A 16,762-nucleotide genomic window follows, 5' to 3' on the forward strand; every position below is an offset into this window, starting at 1 on the left:
GACAGGAAAACACCCTCAACCCTACCATTCCGCCCCAACCCGGTGCCCAGGCCTGGGACGCACATCAGAGAGCGGGGAAGCAGGCATGGACGCGGTGGCACGCCACTGGATCGACGGGGAGGCCTACGGCCGGCCGGAGGCGGACAGCCTTGATCCGGCGAGCGGCGAGCGGGTCGGCTACCTCGCGCAGGGTGGCGCCCGGGAGGCCGAGGCAGCCGTCGCCGCCGCGCGACGGGCCTTCGACCGGGGCATCTGGGCGTCGTCGCCTCGGTTGCGGCAAACGGTGCTGCTGCACTGGGCGGCCGCGCTCGAAACCGGCAAGGAGCCCCTCGCCGAACTCCTGACCCGCGACAACGGCAAGCCGCTCGCGCAGGCGCGCGGGGAACTCGCGGGCGCGATTTCCGAGATCCTCTACTACGCGGGCCTCGCCCGCCACATACCGGGCCACGTGCTGGAACCCGAGCCCGGCGTGCTCTCGACCATACAGCGCGAGCCGGCCGGCGTCGCCGGCATCATCGTGCCGTGGAACGCGCCCGCGGTGCTGCTCGTCCGCTCGCTCGCTCCGGCGCTGGCCGCGGGCTGCACCACCGTCGTCAAGCCCGCCGCGCAGACGGCAGTGTTCAACGCGGCCCTGATGGCGCCGCTCTTGACCGCCCCCGGGCTGCCGCCGGGCGTCGTCAACGTTGTGGTCGAGACCGGGCACGCAGGTGCCCAGCACCTGTCGGTGTCGCACGACGTCGACGTCCTGAGCTTCACCGGTTCGACGGCGACCGGCAAGGCGATCATGCGGGCCGCCGCCGACAGCATGAAGAAGCTCTCGCTGGAACTCGGGGGAAAATCCGCCTGCCTCGTTTTCCCCGACGCGGAGATCGGCGACGTCGCGCACAAGCTTGCCGCCGCCGCGACGGTCATCTCGGGCCAGCAATGTACCGCTGCGCGGCGCGTCCTCGTCCACCGTGCGGGGCTGCCCGCGATGCGCGACGCTCTGACCGCTGCCCTGGCCGACCTGCGGGTCGGACCGGGCCTCGAGGCTGGCACGCAGATGGGCCCGCTGATCGACCGGGCGAGCCGCGACGCGGTCGCGGCCCGGATGGAGGCAGCCTGCGCAGCGGCCGACCGGGTGCTGCTGCGGGCCACGATTCCCGACGGGGCGCGGGCGCGTGGCGCCTTCCTCACGCCGGCCCTCGTCGCCCACGACGATCCGCATGCGGACTTCGTGCAGGAGGAGATCTTCGGGCCCTTCGTAGTGCTCGAAGCCTTCGACACCGAGGCCGAGGCGGTGGCGCGGGCGAACGATACCGTGTTCGGTCTCTCCGCCAGCGTCTGGACCCGCGACGGGGCGCGGGCGCTGCGAGTGGCCCGGGCGCTGCGCAACGGCACGGTCTGGATCAACGACCACAACAAGCTGTTCGCCGAAGCCGAAACCGGCGGTTACCGGCAGAGCGGCCTGGGGCGCTTGCACGGCTACGACGCAGTCCATGACTTCACGGAACTGAAACACATCTATCAGGCGCCGGGCCTCGTCGAGGGTACAGTGCCGTGACGAACCTGCCCCTGGTGGTCGGCATCTCAGGGGCCTCGGGCGTGATCTATGGGATCCGCCTGCTGGAGATCCTGCGCGACCTCGACATTCCGGCACATCTCGTGATGTCGCGCTCGGCCGAGGTGACGCTCGCCCACGAGACCGACCTCAAGGTCTCAGAGGTGCGCGTACTGGCCGCCCGGACGTACGCGCAGGCCGATATTGGCGCGGCGATCTCCTCCGGTTCCTTCCGCACCCGCGGCATGGTCGTGGCGCCATGCTCGATGCGCAGTATGGCTGAGATCGCCACCGGCGTGACCTCTGGCCTGCTGACCCGGGCCGCGGACGTGGTGCTGAAGGAGCGGCGCCGTCTCGTCCTCATGGTGCGAGAGACCCCCCTGCATACTGGCCACCTGCGCACCATGACGGCCCTGTCGGAGATGGGGGCGATCATCGCGCCTCCGGTCCCTGCCTTCTACGCGCGGCCCGAGAGCCTCGCCGAGATGATCGACCACACGCTCGGCCGGGTACTCGACCTCTTCGAGATCGAATCCGGGCGGGTCCGGCGCTGGCGCGACGCCAGTTCTTGAGGTCATGCTTCTGCCAAAGCCCGGAGCAGCGCCTCGCGGGGGACTCGCGGCAGGGGCCGGCCGAGATGAACGGCGTAAAGGTCGAGGTATCGGTTTGCCGCTGCGAGGGGCTCGGGAGCGGACGGCTCCGGAGCGGGTGCGCCCCCCGCGAGTATTACCAGGGCGAGGCGCTCCGCCTCGATTTCCGAGGCCTTGATCCTGTCCCGTAGCGACTCTGTCGCGAGGCCGGGCAGGAGGGGCGCCTTCATGGCCCTGCGCACGGCTCTGAGCGGTGCGACCACGGCTGCGCGCCACGGCGCGACGGCGGCGTCGGCCGACCGGACCGCTTCTGCATTGAGAGGCCGGCCAGTCTCCGCGCACCAGATCAGGTAGAGCACGAGTGTCACGTCCGCCGCCGCTTCGTCCTGGAGGGCGAGGCAGGCCGGCGCGGCCCCCGGACGGCCATAGAGAGCAAGGGCAAAGGCCCAGAGCGCGTGGGCGTCCATCGCACATACCTTCGGGAACGGGAGTGACCGGCCAGGTATGCCCTGGCCGGTCCCGGAATCAGCGGCAGGTACAAGTCTGCAGAGAAGGGAGCGCTCAGATGCGCTCGAGGTTGCCCCGCGTCTCCTCCGTCATGAAGGCGCCAACGAGGTAGACAGCGGTGACGGCGGTCGTGAAGATCGCGAGCATCATCGGGATCTGGCCGGGACCGTCGACCGCCAGCGACACCAGCGTCGGCAGCATGCCGCCCAGCGCGAAACCGACGTTCCAGGTCAGGCCGGTGCCGGTGGCGCGCAAAGCGGTCGGGAACTTCTCGTTGAGAAAGATCAGCAGCGGGCCGTAGCTCGCGTTGGCGATGAGGGACAGGAGCATGACGTAGACTGTGAGGAGCACAGTGTCGGTGGTCTGGGCCATGGCGAGGAAGAGCGCCGGGAAGGCCACCAGTCGCACTGCGCCCATGAGCAGGAAGCTCGATCGGCGTCCGATGCGCTGGCTTAGTTCGCCGAGCGCGCAGGCGCCGAATGCGGCGGCGACGTTGGCGGCGATGAGCATCATCGACGCGGTCGCATTCGGAACGCCATTCACGAGCTTGAGGTAGGTCGGCAGGTAGCCGGAGGTGAGATAGTAGGCTGCGCCACCGCCGAACGAGATCAGGGTCGAGACCAGGAAGGCCCTGATGTACTCGGCCGAGAACAGGGCACGCACCGGCGAGGCGACCACGGGTGCCCCGGCGCGACGCGCCGACTTCTCCGCCTGGAGCTGTCGGAAGATCGGCGATTCCTCAAGGTTGCGGAACAGGACCAGGCCGACGGCCGAGGTCAGGAGCCCCGAGAAGAACATCGCCCGCCAGCCCCAGGAGGCGAAGGCCTCGCCGGGTGCCAGCAGGGAGATCACGTAGAAGACCAGCGAGGCCAGTAACCCGCCGATCGCCGCGCCGCCGCCGCCGACTGCGCCCGACATCAGGCCGCGCCACCGCTCGGGGACGGATTCGGTGCCGATCGTGTGCGAGGCCGCGACCACGCCGCCGACGAAGATGCCTTGGATCAGGCGGAATGCGAGGAAGATCGCCGTAGCGGCCCAGCCGATCTGGCCGACCGTGGGCAGGAGCCCGAAGGCCGCGGTCGAGACGCCGACCCCGACCACGGCGATCATCAGCGCGCGCCGCCGGCCGAGGCGATCGGCGTAGGACCCGAACAGGGCCGAGCCAAGGGGACGGATCAGCAGCGTGACGGCGAAGGATGCGTAGGCGCCCGCAAGCGACAGCATCGGCTTGTCGGCGGGGAAGAACAGCGTCCCGATGACGGGAGCAACGTAGAGCAGGATGAAAAGGTCGAACAGGTCGAGGCCCCATCCGAACAGCGAGGCCATGGCGGCGGTGGCGGTCTGGCGGGTCGTCGGCTTGGGCAAGGCCTCGGACACGGGAATCGTGGTGGCGGCGGACATCGGGTTTCCTCCTTTGGGCACGCGGCATCGTTGGCCCGGCCGGTGCGGCCGGGCCTTCCGATGGTCATGAGGGTCGATTTCGGGGCCGCCCGGCCGGCTCTTGGCGCTGGTTCTTGGCGCTGGTTCTTGGCGCCGGCTCGGGCGGGGCAGCGCTACGAGCCGCGGAAGCTCGGCTTGCGCTTGGCGTGGAAGGCCTCGACGCCCTCGCGGAAGTCGTCGGACTGGCGCAGGCGGCTGTAGCAGTGGCCCTCGAGTTCGATGGCGATCGAGAGGGTCGAGTCCTCGGTGTCGTTGAGGAGCTTCTTGGCCGTGCGCTGGGCGATGGGCGAGAAGCCGCGCAGCTCCTCCACCAGCGCGTCGACGGCGGCTTCGAGTTCGCCGTCCGGCACGCACTCGGTGGCGATCCCCCATTCCAGCGCCTGCCGGCCGGGAATGCGCTTCGAGCGCATCACGATATCCTTGGTGCGGGTGATGCCGACGATCTTCTGCAGGCGGGCTGAGCCCCCGGAGCCTGGGATCTGGCCGAGCTTCTGCTCGGGCAACGCGTACCGGCAGGTCTCCGAGACGATGCGGAAGTCGCAGGCGAGCGAGATCTCGAAGCCAACGCCGAACGTATAGCCGCGGTTGGCCGCGATCACGGGCTTGGCACAGCGGGCCGGCGCCGCCATGTTCCAGGCGAGCTTGGAGACATGCTCAGGCGAGGCGTCGAGGAAGCCCTTGATGTAGCCGCCGGAGGAGAAGTGTTCGCCCTCGGCGCGCAGCACGATCACGCGGACGCGGTCGTCTTCGTCGAGGGCCTCGAACACCTTCCGGATCTGGTCACGTTGGGGCATCTCGATCACGTTCATGGGCGGGCGGGCCAGGATGACGTCGGCGCGCTCGCGGGCGGGGTCGATTTCGACGCGGAAGCCGTCGAGGTTGGAAAGCCGGGGGTCGCTGGTCATAGGGTCACTCTCTCGTTGACCTTGGAGACAAGGCCTTTGGGGGGGAGGGAATTGCCTCAGGCGGCGGCGGAGGGGTCGCTCGCCGCCTCTGCCTCGTACGCGCCCGCGACGAGCTGGCGGCGCAGGAGCTTGCCGACCGGGGATTTCGGGATCGCGGCGACGAACACGTAGGCGCGTGGGAGCTTGTGGCTCGGCAGCCCGGCCGCGCGGCAATGCGCGTCGAGAGCGGCTTCGTCGACGGACGCACGGCGCTTGACGAAGGCGGTGACCACCTTCCCCCAGCGCTCGTCGGGCAGGCCGACCACGGCGATCTCCGAGACGGCCGGGTGCAGCGACAGGCAGCTCTCGATCTCGACCGGAGAGACGTTCTCCCCGCCCGTGATGATCATGTCGTCGACCCGGCCGGTCACGAACACGTCGCCATCGCCGTCCATGAAGCCGGTGTCGCCCGTGAAGTACCAGCCGTCGCGGAACGCCTTCGCGTCGGCCTCCGGGCGGCGCCAGTAGCCCTCGAAGGCCTCGTCGCCGCGCGCGATCACGGCGATCTCGCCCTCCTCGCCTGGGGCGGCGGCCGCGTGCGGATCGGTGGCCGCGAGCGGGACGATCCGCACCAGGGTGTTGAGGCCGGCCCGCCCCGCCGAGCCGGGCTTCACCGCGGCGTCCTGGTTGATCGTGAAGGTGTAGACCTCCGACGAGCCGTAATGGTTGACGAAGAGGTCCGGCCGGAACGCCTCGGTCAGCCGGCCGAGGAGGCCGTCCGTCATCGGCGCGCCCGCGAAGCCGAGCTTGCGCACCGACGACGTGTCGGTCGCGGCGAAGTCCGGATGGTGGACGAGGTCGTGGTAGAGCGTCGGCACGAGGTAGAGGTTCGTCACCCGCTCGGCCGCGATCAGACGCAGCGCGCCCGCCACGTCGAAGCGCGGCAGGCACACGAAGGTGCCACCGATGAGCGACATGGCGAGCAGCGAGCGCACCCCCATCGTGTGGTAGAGCGGCATGACGCCGAGGGTCCGCTCGCCGCGGCCATAGAGGTTCTGGGCCACGTGGGCGAGGGCGGCGGCGCGCTCCGTGCGGTGGCGGCGCGGCACGCCCTTGGGTTTCGCCGTGGTGCCCGACGTGTAGAGCATCAGCGAGACCGCCTCGGCATCGGCCCGTGGCGCGACCGGCTCGGCCGGCACGGCGGCGAGGTCGGCAAAGCGCGTCTCGCTGGGCTCGGGCTCCACACCGACGACGATGCGCGGGCAGAGGCGGGCGGCGGCACTCGCCCGCACGCTCGCGGCCGAGACGCCCTCGTAGGCGACCGCCTTCGCCTCCGCGTTCTCGACCACGAAGTCGATCTCGTCGGGATTCGCCCGCCAGTTGACCGGCGTGAGCACGAGGCCGGCGAACTGGCAGGCCCAGTGGAGCGTCGCCGCTTCCAGGCGGTTCTGCAGCACCGTGACGAGGTGGTCGCCGGGCTTAAGGCCGAGCGCGTCGAGGCCCGCGACCACGGAGGAGATCAGCCCATACCACTCCGCGTAGGTGAGGCGGATCTCCCCGTCGACGATGGCGATGCCCCGCGGGTCGCGGGACACGCTCGCCAGGAAGCTAGTGCCAAGGTCAAGCATCGGATGGGGTCTCCTCGGTCGGTTCGCCGCGCAGCAGGGCGGCGGCCTCGACGGCGGCCGCGATGATCGGGGCGTAGCCGGTGCAGCGGCAGAGATGCCCGCCGATCACCTCGGTGAGCTCTCCCTGCGTCGCGTGCGGGCGGTGCCGCAGGTAGGCGTCGAGCGACATCAGGATGCCGGCGGTGCAGAAGCCGCATTGCAGGGCGTGGTGGCGCCGGAAGGCCGCCTGGAGCACGCCGAGCCGGCCGGGTTCCGGCGCCAGCCCTTCGACGGTGCGCACGTCGCTGCCCTCCACGGCGACGGCGAGCGTCAAGCAGGCGCGGGCGGGCAACCCGTCGATGGTGATCGTGCAGGCGCCGCAGACACCGTGCTCGCAGCCGACATGGGTGCCGGTCATTCCGAGGCCGTGGCGGAGCGCGTCGGTGAGCAGCGTCCGCGGTTCGACCTCGACCCGGGCGGGGGCGCCGTTCAGCGTGAAGGCGACCTCGTGGCGTCGCGTCGCGTCTAGCCGTGGCATCGGCGGGCCTCCTCTGCGGCCTGTTCGAGGACCTGGCGGCCGAGGCGGCGCACGAGGTTGCGGCGGTATCGGGCAGTGGCGTGGACGTCGTCCCCTGCGCCGAGGTCCCAGGCGAGGGCGTTGAGGGCGTCGTCGAGGGCGGCGCCGTCTAGGAGCGGCCAGTCGCGGGCGGTCGGCCGGTCGGCGACGCCGCCCACCGCGAGGCGCATCCGCTGCCCGTCGACCACGGCCGCGCAGGCCACGATGGCGAAATCGCCGTGGCGCCGGGCCATCTCCGCGAAGGCGTAGCCGGAGCCCGGCCTGCGCACCGGCAGGGCGATCGCCTCGACGAGCTCGTCGTCGGCCCGGTCGGTCACCATCATCCCGACGAAGAAGTCGTCGGCCCGCACCCGCCGCGCCCGCTTGGCGGAGCGCAGATGCACCTCGCCCTCGAGGGCGACGAGGCAGAGCGGGATCTCGGCGCTGGGGTCGGCATGGGCGACGGAGCCGCACAGGGTGCCCCGGGCCCGGGTCTGGACGTGGCCGACGAAGGGGAGGGCTGCGGCCAGGAGCGGCACCTCGTCAGCGAGGCCCGGCCGGTCGAGCAGGAGCGTCTGCCGCACGCCCGCCGGGATGACGAGGGCGCCGTTCTCGCGGCGGGGCGACCGCAGCGTCTCGATCCGCATGAGGTCGACGATCAGCGCGGGCTTCGTTAGCCGCATGTTCAGCATCGGCACGAGCGACTGGCCGCCCGCGACGATGCGGGCCTCGTCGCGATGGCGGGTCAGCGCCTCCAGAACCTCGTCGAGGCTCGCGGCGCGCAGGTAGTCGAAGCGGGCGGGCTTCATGCGGAGACCCCCAGGCGCGCGAGGAGCCGGCGCAGCAGGCCGGGCCGGGACTCGCCGCCGGCACGGCGCGCGAGGGCGGAGAAGAAGCCGCCGATGATCACCCGGGCCGCCCCGTCGAGGAGACGGCCACCCACCGCCGCGACCTTGCCGCCGACGGAGGCCTCGTAGGCGTAGCCGATGCACGTCCCGCCCCGGGCGTCCGGCGCCAGGGTAATCCGCCCGCTGCCGCCGCCGTTGCCGAGCGCCCCCGTCACGGTGCCCGACAACGTCGCGGCCCGGGGCGGATCGAGATCCGAGAGCGTGATGTCGGCCTTGTAGCGGCCCTTCACGGGGCCGACGCCGAGGGTCACGTCGGCTCGGAAATGCGTCTCCGACAGCTTGCGCACGCCATGCGCGCCCGGGATCACCGAGGTCAGCACGGCGGGGTCGAGCAGCATCGCCCAGACCGCCTCCGGGGCCGCCGCCACCCGGGCTTCACCCTCGCCGCGCATGGTCCGGTCGCCCGGGCGGGCCTGCGCCTGCACGGTGCGGCCCTGCGGGGGAGCCGGCTCGTCGCTGCGCTCGCTGAGCGCGGCGAGCTTGGCGGGCGTCAGCGGCAGGTCGATGGCGTCGATCCCGAGCGCGTCCGCCACCGCATTGGCGAGGCAGACCGGCGTCGACATGCAGTTGCCCTCGCCCACGCCCTTCGCTCCGAGGGGTGTGAAAGGAGAGGGACTCTCGAGATGCAGGACGACGAGGTCGGGGATCTCGGTTGCGGTCGGCAAGAGGTAATCGGCGAAGGTGCCTGACAGGAAGGCGCCGTCCTCGCCGTAGGCGAGCTCCTCGTACACGGCGGCGCCGAGCGCCTGGGCGAAGCCGCCGCGCACCTGGCCCTCGACCATGCCGGGGTGGAGGATCCGGCCGCAATCGTGCATCGAGACGTAGCGGTCGATGACGAGCTTGCCCGTCGCCCGATCCACCTCCACGCCGCAGAAATCGAAGATGAAGCCGTGACACAGCGAGGAGTTGACGGCATCGCCCTCGTCGGGTGCTGCCAGCTCCGGCGGCGTCCAGAACGCCGTCTCGCGGATGACGGAGCCGACCTCGTCGGGCACGAGGCCCGGCGACCAGTGGCTCGTCGCGGCGACGCGCGCGAAGGGCAGCGCGGCGTCCGGGTTCGTCCGCGACGCTACGCGGCCGCCCGCGAAGACGAGGTCGTCGGCCCGCACGTTGAGCTGGGCCGCCGCCACCTGGGCGAGCCGGTCGCGCAGGCGCGTGGCGGCCTGGTAGGCCACCCCGGCGACCGCGGCGGCGAAGCGGCTCGAATAATTGCCCGAGGCGATCGACCACGCGTCCTTGGCGGTGTCGAGATCCGTGGTCACCCGGACCTGATCGAGCGGGATGCCGAAGACGTCGGCCACGACCTGGGCGAGAACGGTGCGATGGCCCTGGCCCTGCGGCACCGAGGCGACCTGCACGGTCACCGAGCCGACCGGATCGAGAGTGACGGTGGCAGTGGCCTGCGCGCCGTTCTTCGGGCCGGCCTTGGCGCGCTCGGCGGCCGTCAGCACCGTGGTGATGTAGCCCATGTTCGAGACGCTGGGCTCGACCGCGGCCGTGAAGCCGATGCCGTAGAGCCGGCCCTCCGCCCGCGCCGCCTCGCGACGGCGGCGCAGAGCGTCGAGACCGCCATCGCGAACGGCCTCGTCGAGGGCGCGCTGGTAGTCGCCCGAGTCGTACAGTGCCCCGGTCGCGGTGCGGTACGGGAAGGCGTCCGCCGGGATCAGGTTCCGGCGGATCACGTCGAGCGGGTCGAGCCCGAGCGTCGCGGCGATGCGCTGCACGAGGCGCTCGAGAGGGTAGTAGACCTGCGGGCCGCCGAAGCCGCGCACGAGGCCGGTCGGCGTCTTGTTGGTGACCACCACCCGGTTGCGGATGCGCACGTGCCGGATCGCGTAGGCGCCGGTCATGTTGCCGTGCATCCGGTACAGGGTCGCCGGCTCCGGTGCGCGCAGGGTGGCGCCGCAATCCTCGACCTGGTCCCAGTCGAGGGCAGCGATGCGGCCCTCGCCGTCGAAGGCGGCCGTCAGGGTGGTGACGCGGTTCGTCGCCGAGACCGAGGCGGCGAGGTGCTCCATCCGGTCCTCGATCCACTTGACCGGGCGCCCGACCTTGCGGGCGGCGGCGCAGATCAAGACCGCGTAGGGGGCGACGCCCTGCTTCACGCCGAAGCTGCCGCCGGAATCCGGCGGCGTGCGCAGCCGCAGGCGGTTGCCCGGCACCTTGAGGGCGCGGGCCACCACGGCATGGATGCTGAAGGGGCCCTGGAAGTTCGCGAGGAGATCGTAGGAATCGTCGCTCGGGTCGTACTCGGCGACGACCCCGTAGGTCTCCATCGGCGAACCGGTGTTCCGGGGATAGCGGACCGTCACCGAGAGGGTGTGGCGGGCCTGCGCGAAGGCGGCGTCCGGGTCGCCGTACCGGAAGGCGCGGTCGCTGACGAGGTTCTGCCCGACGCCCTCGTGCAGGACGGGCGCGTCCTCGGCCAGCGCTGCCAGCGGATCGACCATCGCCGGGCGGGCGCGGTACTCGACCTCGATCAGGTCGCAGCCGTCCTCGGCGACGTAACGATCCTGCGCCACGACCACGGCGACCGGCTCGCCGACGTAGCGCACCCGGTCGACAGCGATCGCTCGTGCGTCCACGGCGGCGCGGAGCGCCGGGACGAGGGGACCGGCGACGTCGGCGAGATCGTGTCCGGTGAGCACCGCGACCACGCCCGGGAGCGCGCGGGCCGCGTCGGCGTCGAGGCCGAGGATGTCGGCGTGCGCGTGAGGGGAGCGCAGGATCGCCGCGTGCAGCGTACCGGGCTTGTGCCCGAGATCGTCGATGTAGCGTCCGCGTCCGGACAGCAGAGCGGCGTCCTCGACGCGCTCGACCGACTGCCCGACGAAACGGCTGTGCTCGATGCCCAATGCTCGCTTCCTCGTTCGAGGCTCTAGGGAGGCCTCGTGAGTGCAAACTGCATCGACCCCGCCGCGGGACGTGAGACGCCCCCGTCTCACAACTTACCGAAACGTCTCAATATCCGCGGACCGGCATCGTGACGTCCGGGCGGGCTTGCTGGTGCAGGGGTGCGACCCTTGCTTCTCCGGCGCACGGGACAGGCGAGCGTCGCACCCCGTCCGGCAATGGGCGGCGGTCGTGCAGGCAGGGAGCAGCGCGTGAGTTGCGGCGGGTGGGATCAGGCCGCGAAGCCGGCCGAGCGGCGGACGATGCCGCGGAAGACGCTCGGGGGCACGCTGACGTGGTCGCGGAAGAAGCGCGAGAAATGCGCGGGTGCCGCGAAGCCGAGCTTCGTGCCGAGATCCGAAAGGCTCTCGTCGCCCGCGACGATCGCCTCGACGGCGCGCTCGATCCGGATCGAGTTGAGGAAGACGTGCGGCGAGGCGCCGGTCGTCTGCTCGAACAGGCGGTAGAAATGGGCGCGCGACAGGCCGGCTTCGCGGGCCAGGGCTTCGGCGCTGAGGCCGAGCCCGTCCTCGCCGCGCATCCGGGCCATGGCCCGCTGCACACGCCAGTCTCCCCGCGGGCGCCGCCCTGCTTCGCGCAGGGAGGTTCCGATCTCGCGCCACTTCGTGAACCGCTCGATCAGGGCGATCATCAGTCCCGGCAGCAGCTCGCCCCGGATGCGCGGTGAACCGGGGGTGTAGACCATCTCGGCGGCGAGATCCCGCACGAGACCGCGGATCACCGCGGTGATCAGCCCGGCGGGCTCGTCGAAGAAGCCCGGTGCGGCGCTCGCCGACCAATTGTGCCGGAAGGCGCCGAGCCATGCCGGCTCGATGTACAGCGCGAGGATCATCGACGGCTCGCGGCGCGGATCGTGGACGTAGGCGTGGGTCTCCCACGCGTTGACGAGGACCGCCTGGCTGTCGGTCAGGTTGACCACCCGGTCGCCGACCAGGAACTGCGTGTCGTCACCCTCGACCTTCAGCAGCACGTGGCAGTGCGGATGGGCGTGGCGAACCAACCCGCGATCCATGTCGAGCAGGGCAACGCGGCCGAAATCTCCGTACGTGATTTCGAGAGCATCAGACATGAGAACAGCCTAGCACCCGGTGCCGAACGCAGCCAGCCGTCGCCATGCCCAGCCTCGCTGCTACTTCTGTCGCAGGGATACCGGAACAGAGGCCGGGATGTCCGCGCCTGACCGCTTCAGCAGGTGATCCGTCCCCATCACGACCAGTGGGATGACCAGAGCCACGTAGGCATTGTCGATCCCGAATGGGTCGCCCGCCAGGAACCAGCCGATCGTCAGCACGAGGGACGCGACGATGCTGACGAATGCGGCCCGCGGCCGCGCCACGTGTGGCGCGTAGAAGGCGAACAGGACCAGGACCGCGAGAGTGGTGCGCAGGGACTTGGCGAGGAAGGTAACCTTCAGGATATCCGGCGCGTAGATCGCGAGCGGAATCGGCAGCAGCCCCACCGCGATCGTCGCCGCACGCACGAAGGCGAGCGAGCCGCGTCCTTCCACATCGCCGCGAAGGGGTATGTAGAAATCCTTGTAGAGGAGCGTCGCCGCACCGATGCTGAGCGCCGAGATCGTGCCGAACAGCGAACCGGCGAGGCCCGCGACCACGACCGCGGCAAGGACGTCGTCCATCCGGCCGATCAGCGCCGGCAGCACCCCGATCGGCGGCACGTTCGGCATCAAGGCGCCCGCGCACACGCCGACGAGGGCAGCCAGCAGGCCGAACGGAACGAGAAGGATTGCGCACCAGAAGCTCGCGGCCTGGGCGGTGCGACCGTCCTCCACGGTGTTGATCGCCTGGATCACGTATTGTGTCGAGAAGACCGCGCCGATCCCGGCCACGAGCCAAGCCAGGATCTGGGACCAGCCGACGGTGTCGACGGCAAACATCCGGGCCGGAACCTGTGCCTGCAAGGACCCGAGGCCGCCGATTTGCGAGACGGCGAAGGCCGCTGCGACCAGGATGCCGACGTACTTGACGACGGCGTGCAGCACATTGGTGGTGATCACGGAGCGCATGCCGCCGATGCCGACGTAGAGCGTCGCCACCGCGCCGGTGATGACGATCGCCGTGGTGCGGTCCATCCCGAGCAGCCCCGCCAGGATGGAGCCGCCGCCCGCGTAGGTCGAGATCGCCACGATCTGCAGGGCGAAGATCATGATGACCGAGGTGGCGAGCTTGGTCGGGCGTCCATAGGCGCGGGCCAACGCGCCCGAGATGGTATTCTCGCCGAGCGTCTTGAAGCGACGGGCCAGGAAGAAGGCGTACAGCATGAAGCCGATGCCGAGGGCCACGATGTTCCAGGCCGCCGAGAGGCCGACCTTCACGGCGGTCTGCGTCGTGCCGACGCTCGCCGCCGTACCGATGAACTCGGACATGAGCAGGAAGCCGATCAGGACTGCCGGGTAACGCACTCCTCCCGACGTGAAGCTGCCGGCGCTCCTGGCGTGACGGCGCGCGACGACGCTGATCAACCCCATCGCTGCCAAGTAGGCCAACGTGAGCGACAGCACGACCCAGTTCGGCTGCATGATGCCGCTGTCCGTCAGACGTCATCGAATGTGCGCAGGTCGCGGTGATTGGGCATGATTCCTCCGGTTGTTCTTTCGGGCGACCGCGCGTGACGGCGTTCTTGTATGCGCCCAGTCTGAAGGATCGTGCGTGCAGAGCGGTTGTTCATCAAATAGAGAAAAATGATATAGGTGATCATCAGCCATGATGGCTCCGGCCTCCCAGACATGACCAGTCAGTGGCCGACGATACGTGGCGGGGCGCGGAACCGTTGCTGATCCGAAGACGATCGAAGTGGAGAGGGATGCTGTCGCAGCGCCTGCGTGACTGGGAACATGTCAAGCATGTGCCGCCGGGCCGGCTGCAGGGGGCGAGCCGGGATCGGTGGAAGCGGGCGCCGCTGCCCTGGCGCAGATCGACTGCAACGACCCCGATGTCCCAGCAAGCCGGCAGCCGCCGCGCAAGCGACTGCGCAGCCCTTGGAAACGCCGCCTCCACATGCGGATCGGGCAGTCTTGACAACGGGATAGAGCGCGTCGCCGTACCCGGCCTTGGTCGCACGTACCTTCGAGCGCCAGTGCGCTCGCTTTCGCTATGCCAGTGTGAGGCCCCGATCCTTCCGCTGCGATTCCTGCCAAGGCCAATTCTGCAGCATTACAGTCTAATCCTTGGCCATGAATGCCACTAAAATCGTTAGCTTAGTGGTCGCCGCCAAGAATGCGCCTCTATTTTATATTTGTCGACGAAAAGCTATCGCAACCAACTATTAATGGGGTTTTTTGATAATGGAACTCGCCGGCCTGCGAGAGGTCCGCTATCAGGTGATGAGCTGCCACTCCAGCTGAAGTGATTGAAGGTCGGAAAGTGGCGCATTGCCGACCAGAGGTATGCGAAATGCTGGCCCTCGACGGGCCTTAACACGGGCAAGCTGATTGGGTTTAGCCCTAAGAGCGCCTGAAGGCCGGGCGCGAACGCGTCCGGCCAGTTCTGCCAGCTCTCGGTCGACGACCGGAGCGCGGCGAACACGTGGGCGCGCATCGGGTCCCCCGGGATCAGGAGCGTATCCTCGCGGTCGTTGGCGACCCGGAGCTTGCGCACCTTCTGGCGCTTCTCCTCGACCTCGAGCGACAGCAGGGCCTCGGCATCCTCGCCCCCGGCGCCAAGTCGCCGGGGCGCAAACCCGCCCCGGCCCATGCCCGCCCCGAGGTGGCCGAGAACGGTTACACCACCGCTCGCCCCAAGAGATTCGTCGCGTCTTGAAACGGACAACCCCCGGCCCCCTTCAGTGCGAGCCGCCACCCTCCTTCGGCCGGGAGAGGATGGCTGCCTTGGCACTCTCCGCTGGGATGCCGCGCTTGGGCATCTAAACGAACGCCAGGTTAGGGACGCTGGCCAAGCAGAACGGGGCGTCGAGGGATGGCCGGCCCTCGCGGGCCGCGGTCTCGCGCGCGATCTTGCTGACGCGCAACATCGCCTCGACTAAGCACGCGTCCGTGTCGGCCGCAAGCCGGGCCCGCTCGCGATGCTCCCGGATGCGGCGGGCCGCCCCGCGACGGAGGCGGGCGGCACAAGCCTGCGGGGGCTCGGCAAGCTCGGGCGGGCCGTCGAGACCCTCCGGCTCGTCGTCGAACACGAGATGTGAAGCGGTCACGTCTGCGTATGAGCGGATGTTGAGCACGACCGTGTCCCCTGCCTACGAGACGATGCTGCCTTGGACGGATACGAGGTAGCAATTGTAAACTCTGCACCGGCGAAACGGGCTTAGGCCGCCTGTCCGAGACCTCCTGAAATTTGCAGAAGATGCACCGGCGAGGTCGGGTCGGAAGCGGCGCTCTCGCTCTGCGGAGAGGCTCTTCGAGGCGCAAAATCGCGCCCATAATACTATAAGGGCCTAACCACCATCGCCCGATGGTGGCGGGCCTCAGGGGCCTATCCAAGCCTCTCGACCGCCCATGCGGGCCTCCATCCGCCCTCCAGATCGTCGCGTCCTGTCTTTACAGTATTGAGCCGGAGACCGGTTCTCACGGAAGCCGGCTGACCCCTTGACATGCATTGTATATTTCGAAAACAGGCGCACCCTCACCGGTACAGGATCTGCAAATCTGGCCCTCTCTGATGCCCGCGCACGGCACGTCGAACCAGCCTCGCCGCCGACCGCCCTTCACGCCACGCGTGCGCGGCGACCTGCCTGCGGCCCTGCAGGGCGCCGAGGCGTTCGTCACGGTGGCCCCGGCCGTACGTAAGCGCTCGGTGACGGAGCCACTGGTCAGGCAGCCTTCTCGGCCCAGCCGGTCTGCATCCAGTTCCAAGGCAGCAGATAGGCCAGGCGCTTGGCCGGGTGATCGGCGATGCGCGTGAGCACGTCGCGCAAGTAGCCCTCGGGATCGAGCCCGTTCATCTTCGCCGTCTCGATCAGCGTGTAGAACGCCGCCGCGCGCTCGGCGCCCAGCTCGGACCCGGCAAACAGGTAGTTCTTGCGCCCGACCGCCACGCAGAGCAGCGCCCGCTCGGCCGCGTTGTTGTCGAGGGCGAGACGCCCGTCGTCGAAGGCGCGCATGAGCGCCGGCCAGCGTGCCAGCATGTAGCGCAACGCCTTGGCCAGGTCGGACCGGCCCGGCACCTGGGCCAGGCTCGTCTCGGCAAACGCCTTCAGCGCCTCGGCCAGCGGCTTCGAGTGGGTCTGACGCTCGCCGTGACGGAGGTCGGGCGGCTTGCCGTGCAGGTCGCGCTCGACCCCGTAGAGCGCCCCGATCCGCTCCAGCGCTTCCGCCGCAAGCGCCGAGCCCGTCGCTGGCGTGCACGTCGAAGATCTTGCGCCGCACATGCGCCCAGCAGCCCGCCTCGGTCAGAGCGCCGCCGGTCCGCCTGGCCTCGTACAGCCCGTTGAAGCCGGCATAGCCGTCGGCCACCAGCACGCCGGAGAAGGCCGCCAGATGGGCGAGCGGGCGCTCGCCCCGACGGTCGGGCGAGGCGAAGAACACAGCCGCCGGCGGGCGGGTGCCACCGTGAGGGCGTTCGTCGCGCACATAGGTCCACAGCCGTCCGGTGCTCGTCTTGCCCGTGCCGGGCGCCAGCACCGGGATCGGCGTGTCGTCGCCGTGCAGGACGTCCGAGCCGCCGATCACCTCGCGGCGCAGAAGGTCGGTCAGCGGCTGCAGCGTGGCCGCGGTCGCGCCGAGCCAGCCCGAGAGCGTCGAGGTCGCCAGATCGACGCTGTCGCGCGCGTAGATCTCAGCCTGGCGATACAGCGGCAGGTGGTCGTCGAACTTCGCCACCGCGATGTGGGCCAGGAGCCCGGGAC

The 16,762-nt window shown here is 70.0% G+C and carries 14 protein-coding genes and 1 pseudogene; 3 read left to right on the forward strand and 12 right to left on the reverse strand.

The genetic code is table 11. The features are described from left to right. Positions 1–85: 85 nt before the first annotated feature. Together HPY23_RS28940 and HPY23_RS28945 are read left to right on the forward strand one after the other, a co-directional pair. The gene (locus HPY23_RS28940) at positions 86–1,543 is read left to right on the forward strand and encodes an aldehyde dehydrogenase family protein (protein WP_200601935.1); all 1,458 of its coding nucleotides are present in this window, start codon (positions 86–88) and stop codon (positions 1,541–1,543) included. Next, the gene (locus tag HPY23_RS28945) at positions 1,540–2,112 is read left to right on the forward strand and encodes a UbiX family flavin prenyltransferase (RefSeq protein ID WP_048436754.1); all 573 of its coding nucleotides are present in this window, start codon (positions 1,540–1,542) and stop codon (positions 2,110–2,112) included. The genes HPY23_RS28940 and HPY23_RS28945 overlap by 4 nt, the downstream gene beginning before the upstream one ends. 2 nt (positions 2,113–2,114) lie before the next feature. On the opposite strand, the gene HPY23_RS28950 is transcribed toward HPY23_RS28945, so the two are convergent. From HPY23_RS28950 to HPY23_RS28995, 10 genes are all read right to left on the reverse strand, one after another. Further along, on the reverse strand, positions 2,115–2,597 hold the full coding sequence (locus HPY23_RS28950; RefSeq protein ID WP_200601936.1) for a TIGR02444 family protein: 483 nt from the start codon (positions 2,595–2,597) through the stop codon (positions 2,115–2,117). Positions 2,598–2,691: 94 nt separating this feature from the next. Next, entirely contained in the window at positions 2,692–4,038 is a 1,347-nt protein-coding gene (locus HPY23_RS28955; RefSeq protein ID WP_200601937.1) for an MFS transporter, read from the reverse strand. 152 nt (positions 4,039–4,190) lie between these two features. After that, positions 4,191–4,982: an enoyl-CoA hydratase/isomerase family protein gene (locus tag HPY23_RS28960; RefSeq protein ID WP_048427915.1), complete on the reverse strand. Its 792-nt coding sequence runs from the start codon at positions 4,980–4,982 to the stop codon at positions 4,191–4,193. 56 nt (positions 4,983–5,038) lie between these two features. After that, complete coding sequence (locus HPY23_RS28965) at positions 5,039–6,589, reverse strand: AMP-binding protein (RefSeq protein ID WP_048427914.1); 1,551 nt, start codon at positions 6,587–6,589, stop codon at positions 5,039–5,041. Next, on the reverse strand, positions 6,582–7,106 hold the full coding sequence (locus HPY23_RS28970) for a (2Fe-2S)-binding protein (protein ID WP_048427913.1): 525 nt from the start codon (positions 7,104–7,106) through the stop codon (positions 6,582–6,584). Before HPY23_RS28970 ends, HPY23_RS28965 begins: the two co-directional genes overlap by 8 nt. Further along, positions 7,094–7,933, reverse strand: coding sequence for an FAD binding domain-containing protein (locus HPY23_RS28975; protein WP_048427912.1), 840 nt, complete (start codon positions 7,931–7,933; stop codon positions 7,094–7,096). The genes HPY23_RS28970 and HPY23_RS28975 overlap by 13 nt, the downstream gene beginning before the upstream one ends. Beyond that, positions 7,930–10,887: a xanthine dehydrogenase family protein molybdopterin-binding subunit gene (locus HPY23_RS28980; protein WP_200601938.1), complete on the reverse strand. Its 2,958-nt coding sequence runs from the start codon at positions 10,885–10,887 to the stop codon at positions 7,930–7,932. The genes HPY23_RS28975 and HPY23_RS28980 overlap by 4 nt, the downstream gene beginning before the upstream one ends. Before the next feature lie 269 nt (positions 10,888–11,156). Continuing rightward, positions 11,157–12,014, reverse strand: a complete 858-nt coding sequence (locus tag HPY23_RS28985) for an AraC family transcriptional regulator (RefSeq protein WP_048427910.1) — start codon at positions 12,012–12,014, stop codon at positions 11,157–11,159. A 60-nt stretch (positions 12,015–12,074) separates the two neighbouring features. After that, entirely contained in the window at positions 12,075–13,481 is a 1,407-nt protein-coding gene (locus HPY23_RS28990) for a sodium:solute symporter family protein (RefSeq protein ID WP_200601939.1), read from the reverse strand. A 14-nt stretch (positions 13,482–13,495) separates the two neighbouring features. Further along, positions 13,496–13,660, reverse strand: coding sequence for a hypothetical protein (locus HPY23_RS28995; RefSeq protein ID WP_200601940.1), 165 nt, complete (start codon positions 13,658–13,660; stop codon positions 13,496–13,498). Positions 13,661–14,487: 827 nt separating this feature from the next. On the opposite strand from HPY23_RS28995, the gene HPY23_RS29000 reads away from it, so the two are divergent. Further along, on the forward strand, positions 14,488–14,721 hold the full coding sequence (locus tag HPY23_RS29000) for a hypothetical protein (RefSeq protein WP_200601941.1): 234 nt from the start codon (positions 14,488–14,490) through the stop codon (positions 14,719–14,721). 103 nt (positions 14,722–14,824) lie between these two features. On the opposite strand, the gene HPY23_RS29005 is transcribed toward HPY23_RS29000, so the two are convergent. Both HPY23_RS29005 and tnpC read right to left on the reverse strand, forming a co-directional pair. Continuing rightward, on the reverse strand, positions 14,825–15,139 hold the full coding sequence (locus HPY23_RS29005) for a hypothetical protein (protein WP_200601942.1): 315 nt from the start codon (positions 15,137–15,139) through the stop codon (positions 14,825–14,827). A gap of 588 nt (positions 15,140–15,727) precedes the next feature. Then, a pseudogene (gene tnpC, locus HPY23_RS29010) lies at positions 15,728–16,762 on the reverse strand (IS66 family transposase); the annotation flags it as partial.

Source organism: Methylobacterium ajmalii (assembly GCF_016613415.1).
Classification (GTDB): domain Bacteria; phylum Pseudomonadota; class Alphaproteobacteria; order Rhizobiales; family Beijerinckiaceae; genus Methylobacterium; species Methylobacterium ajmalii.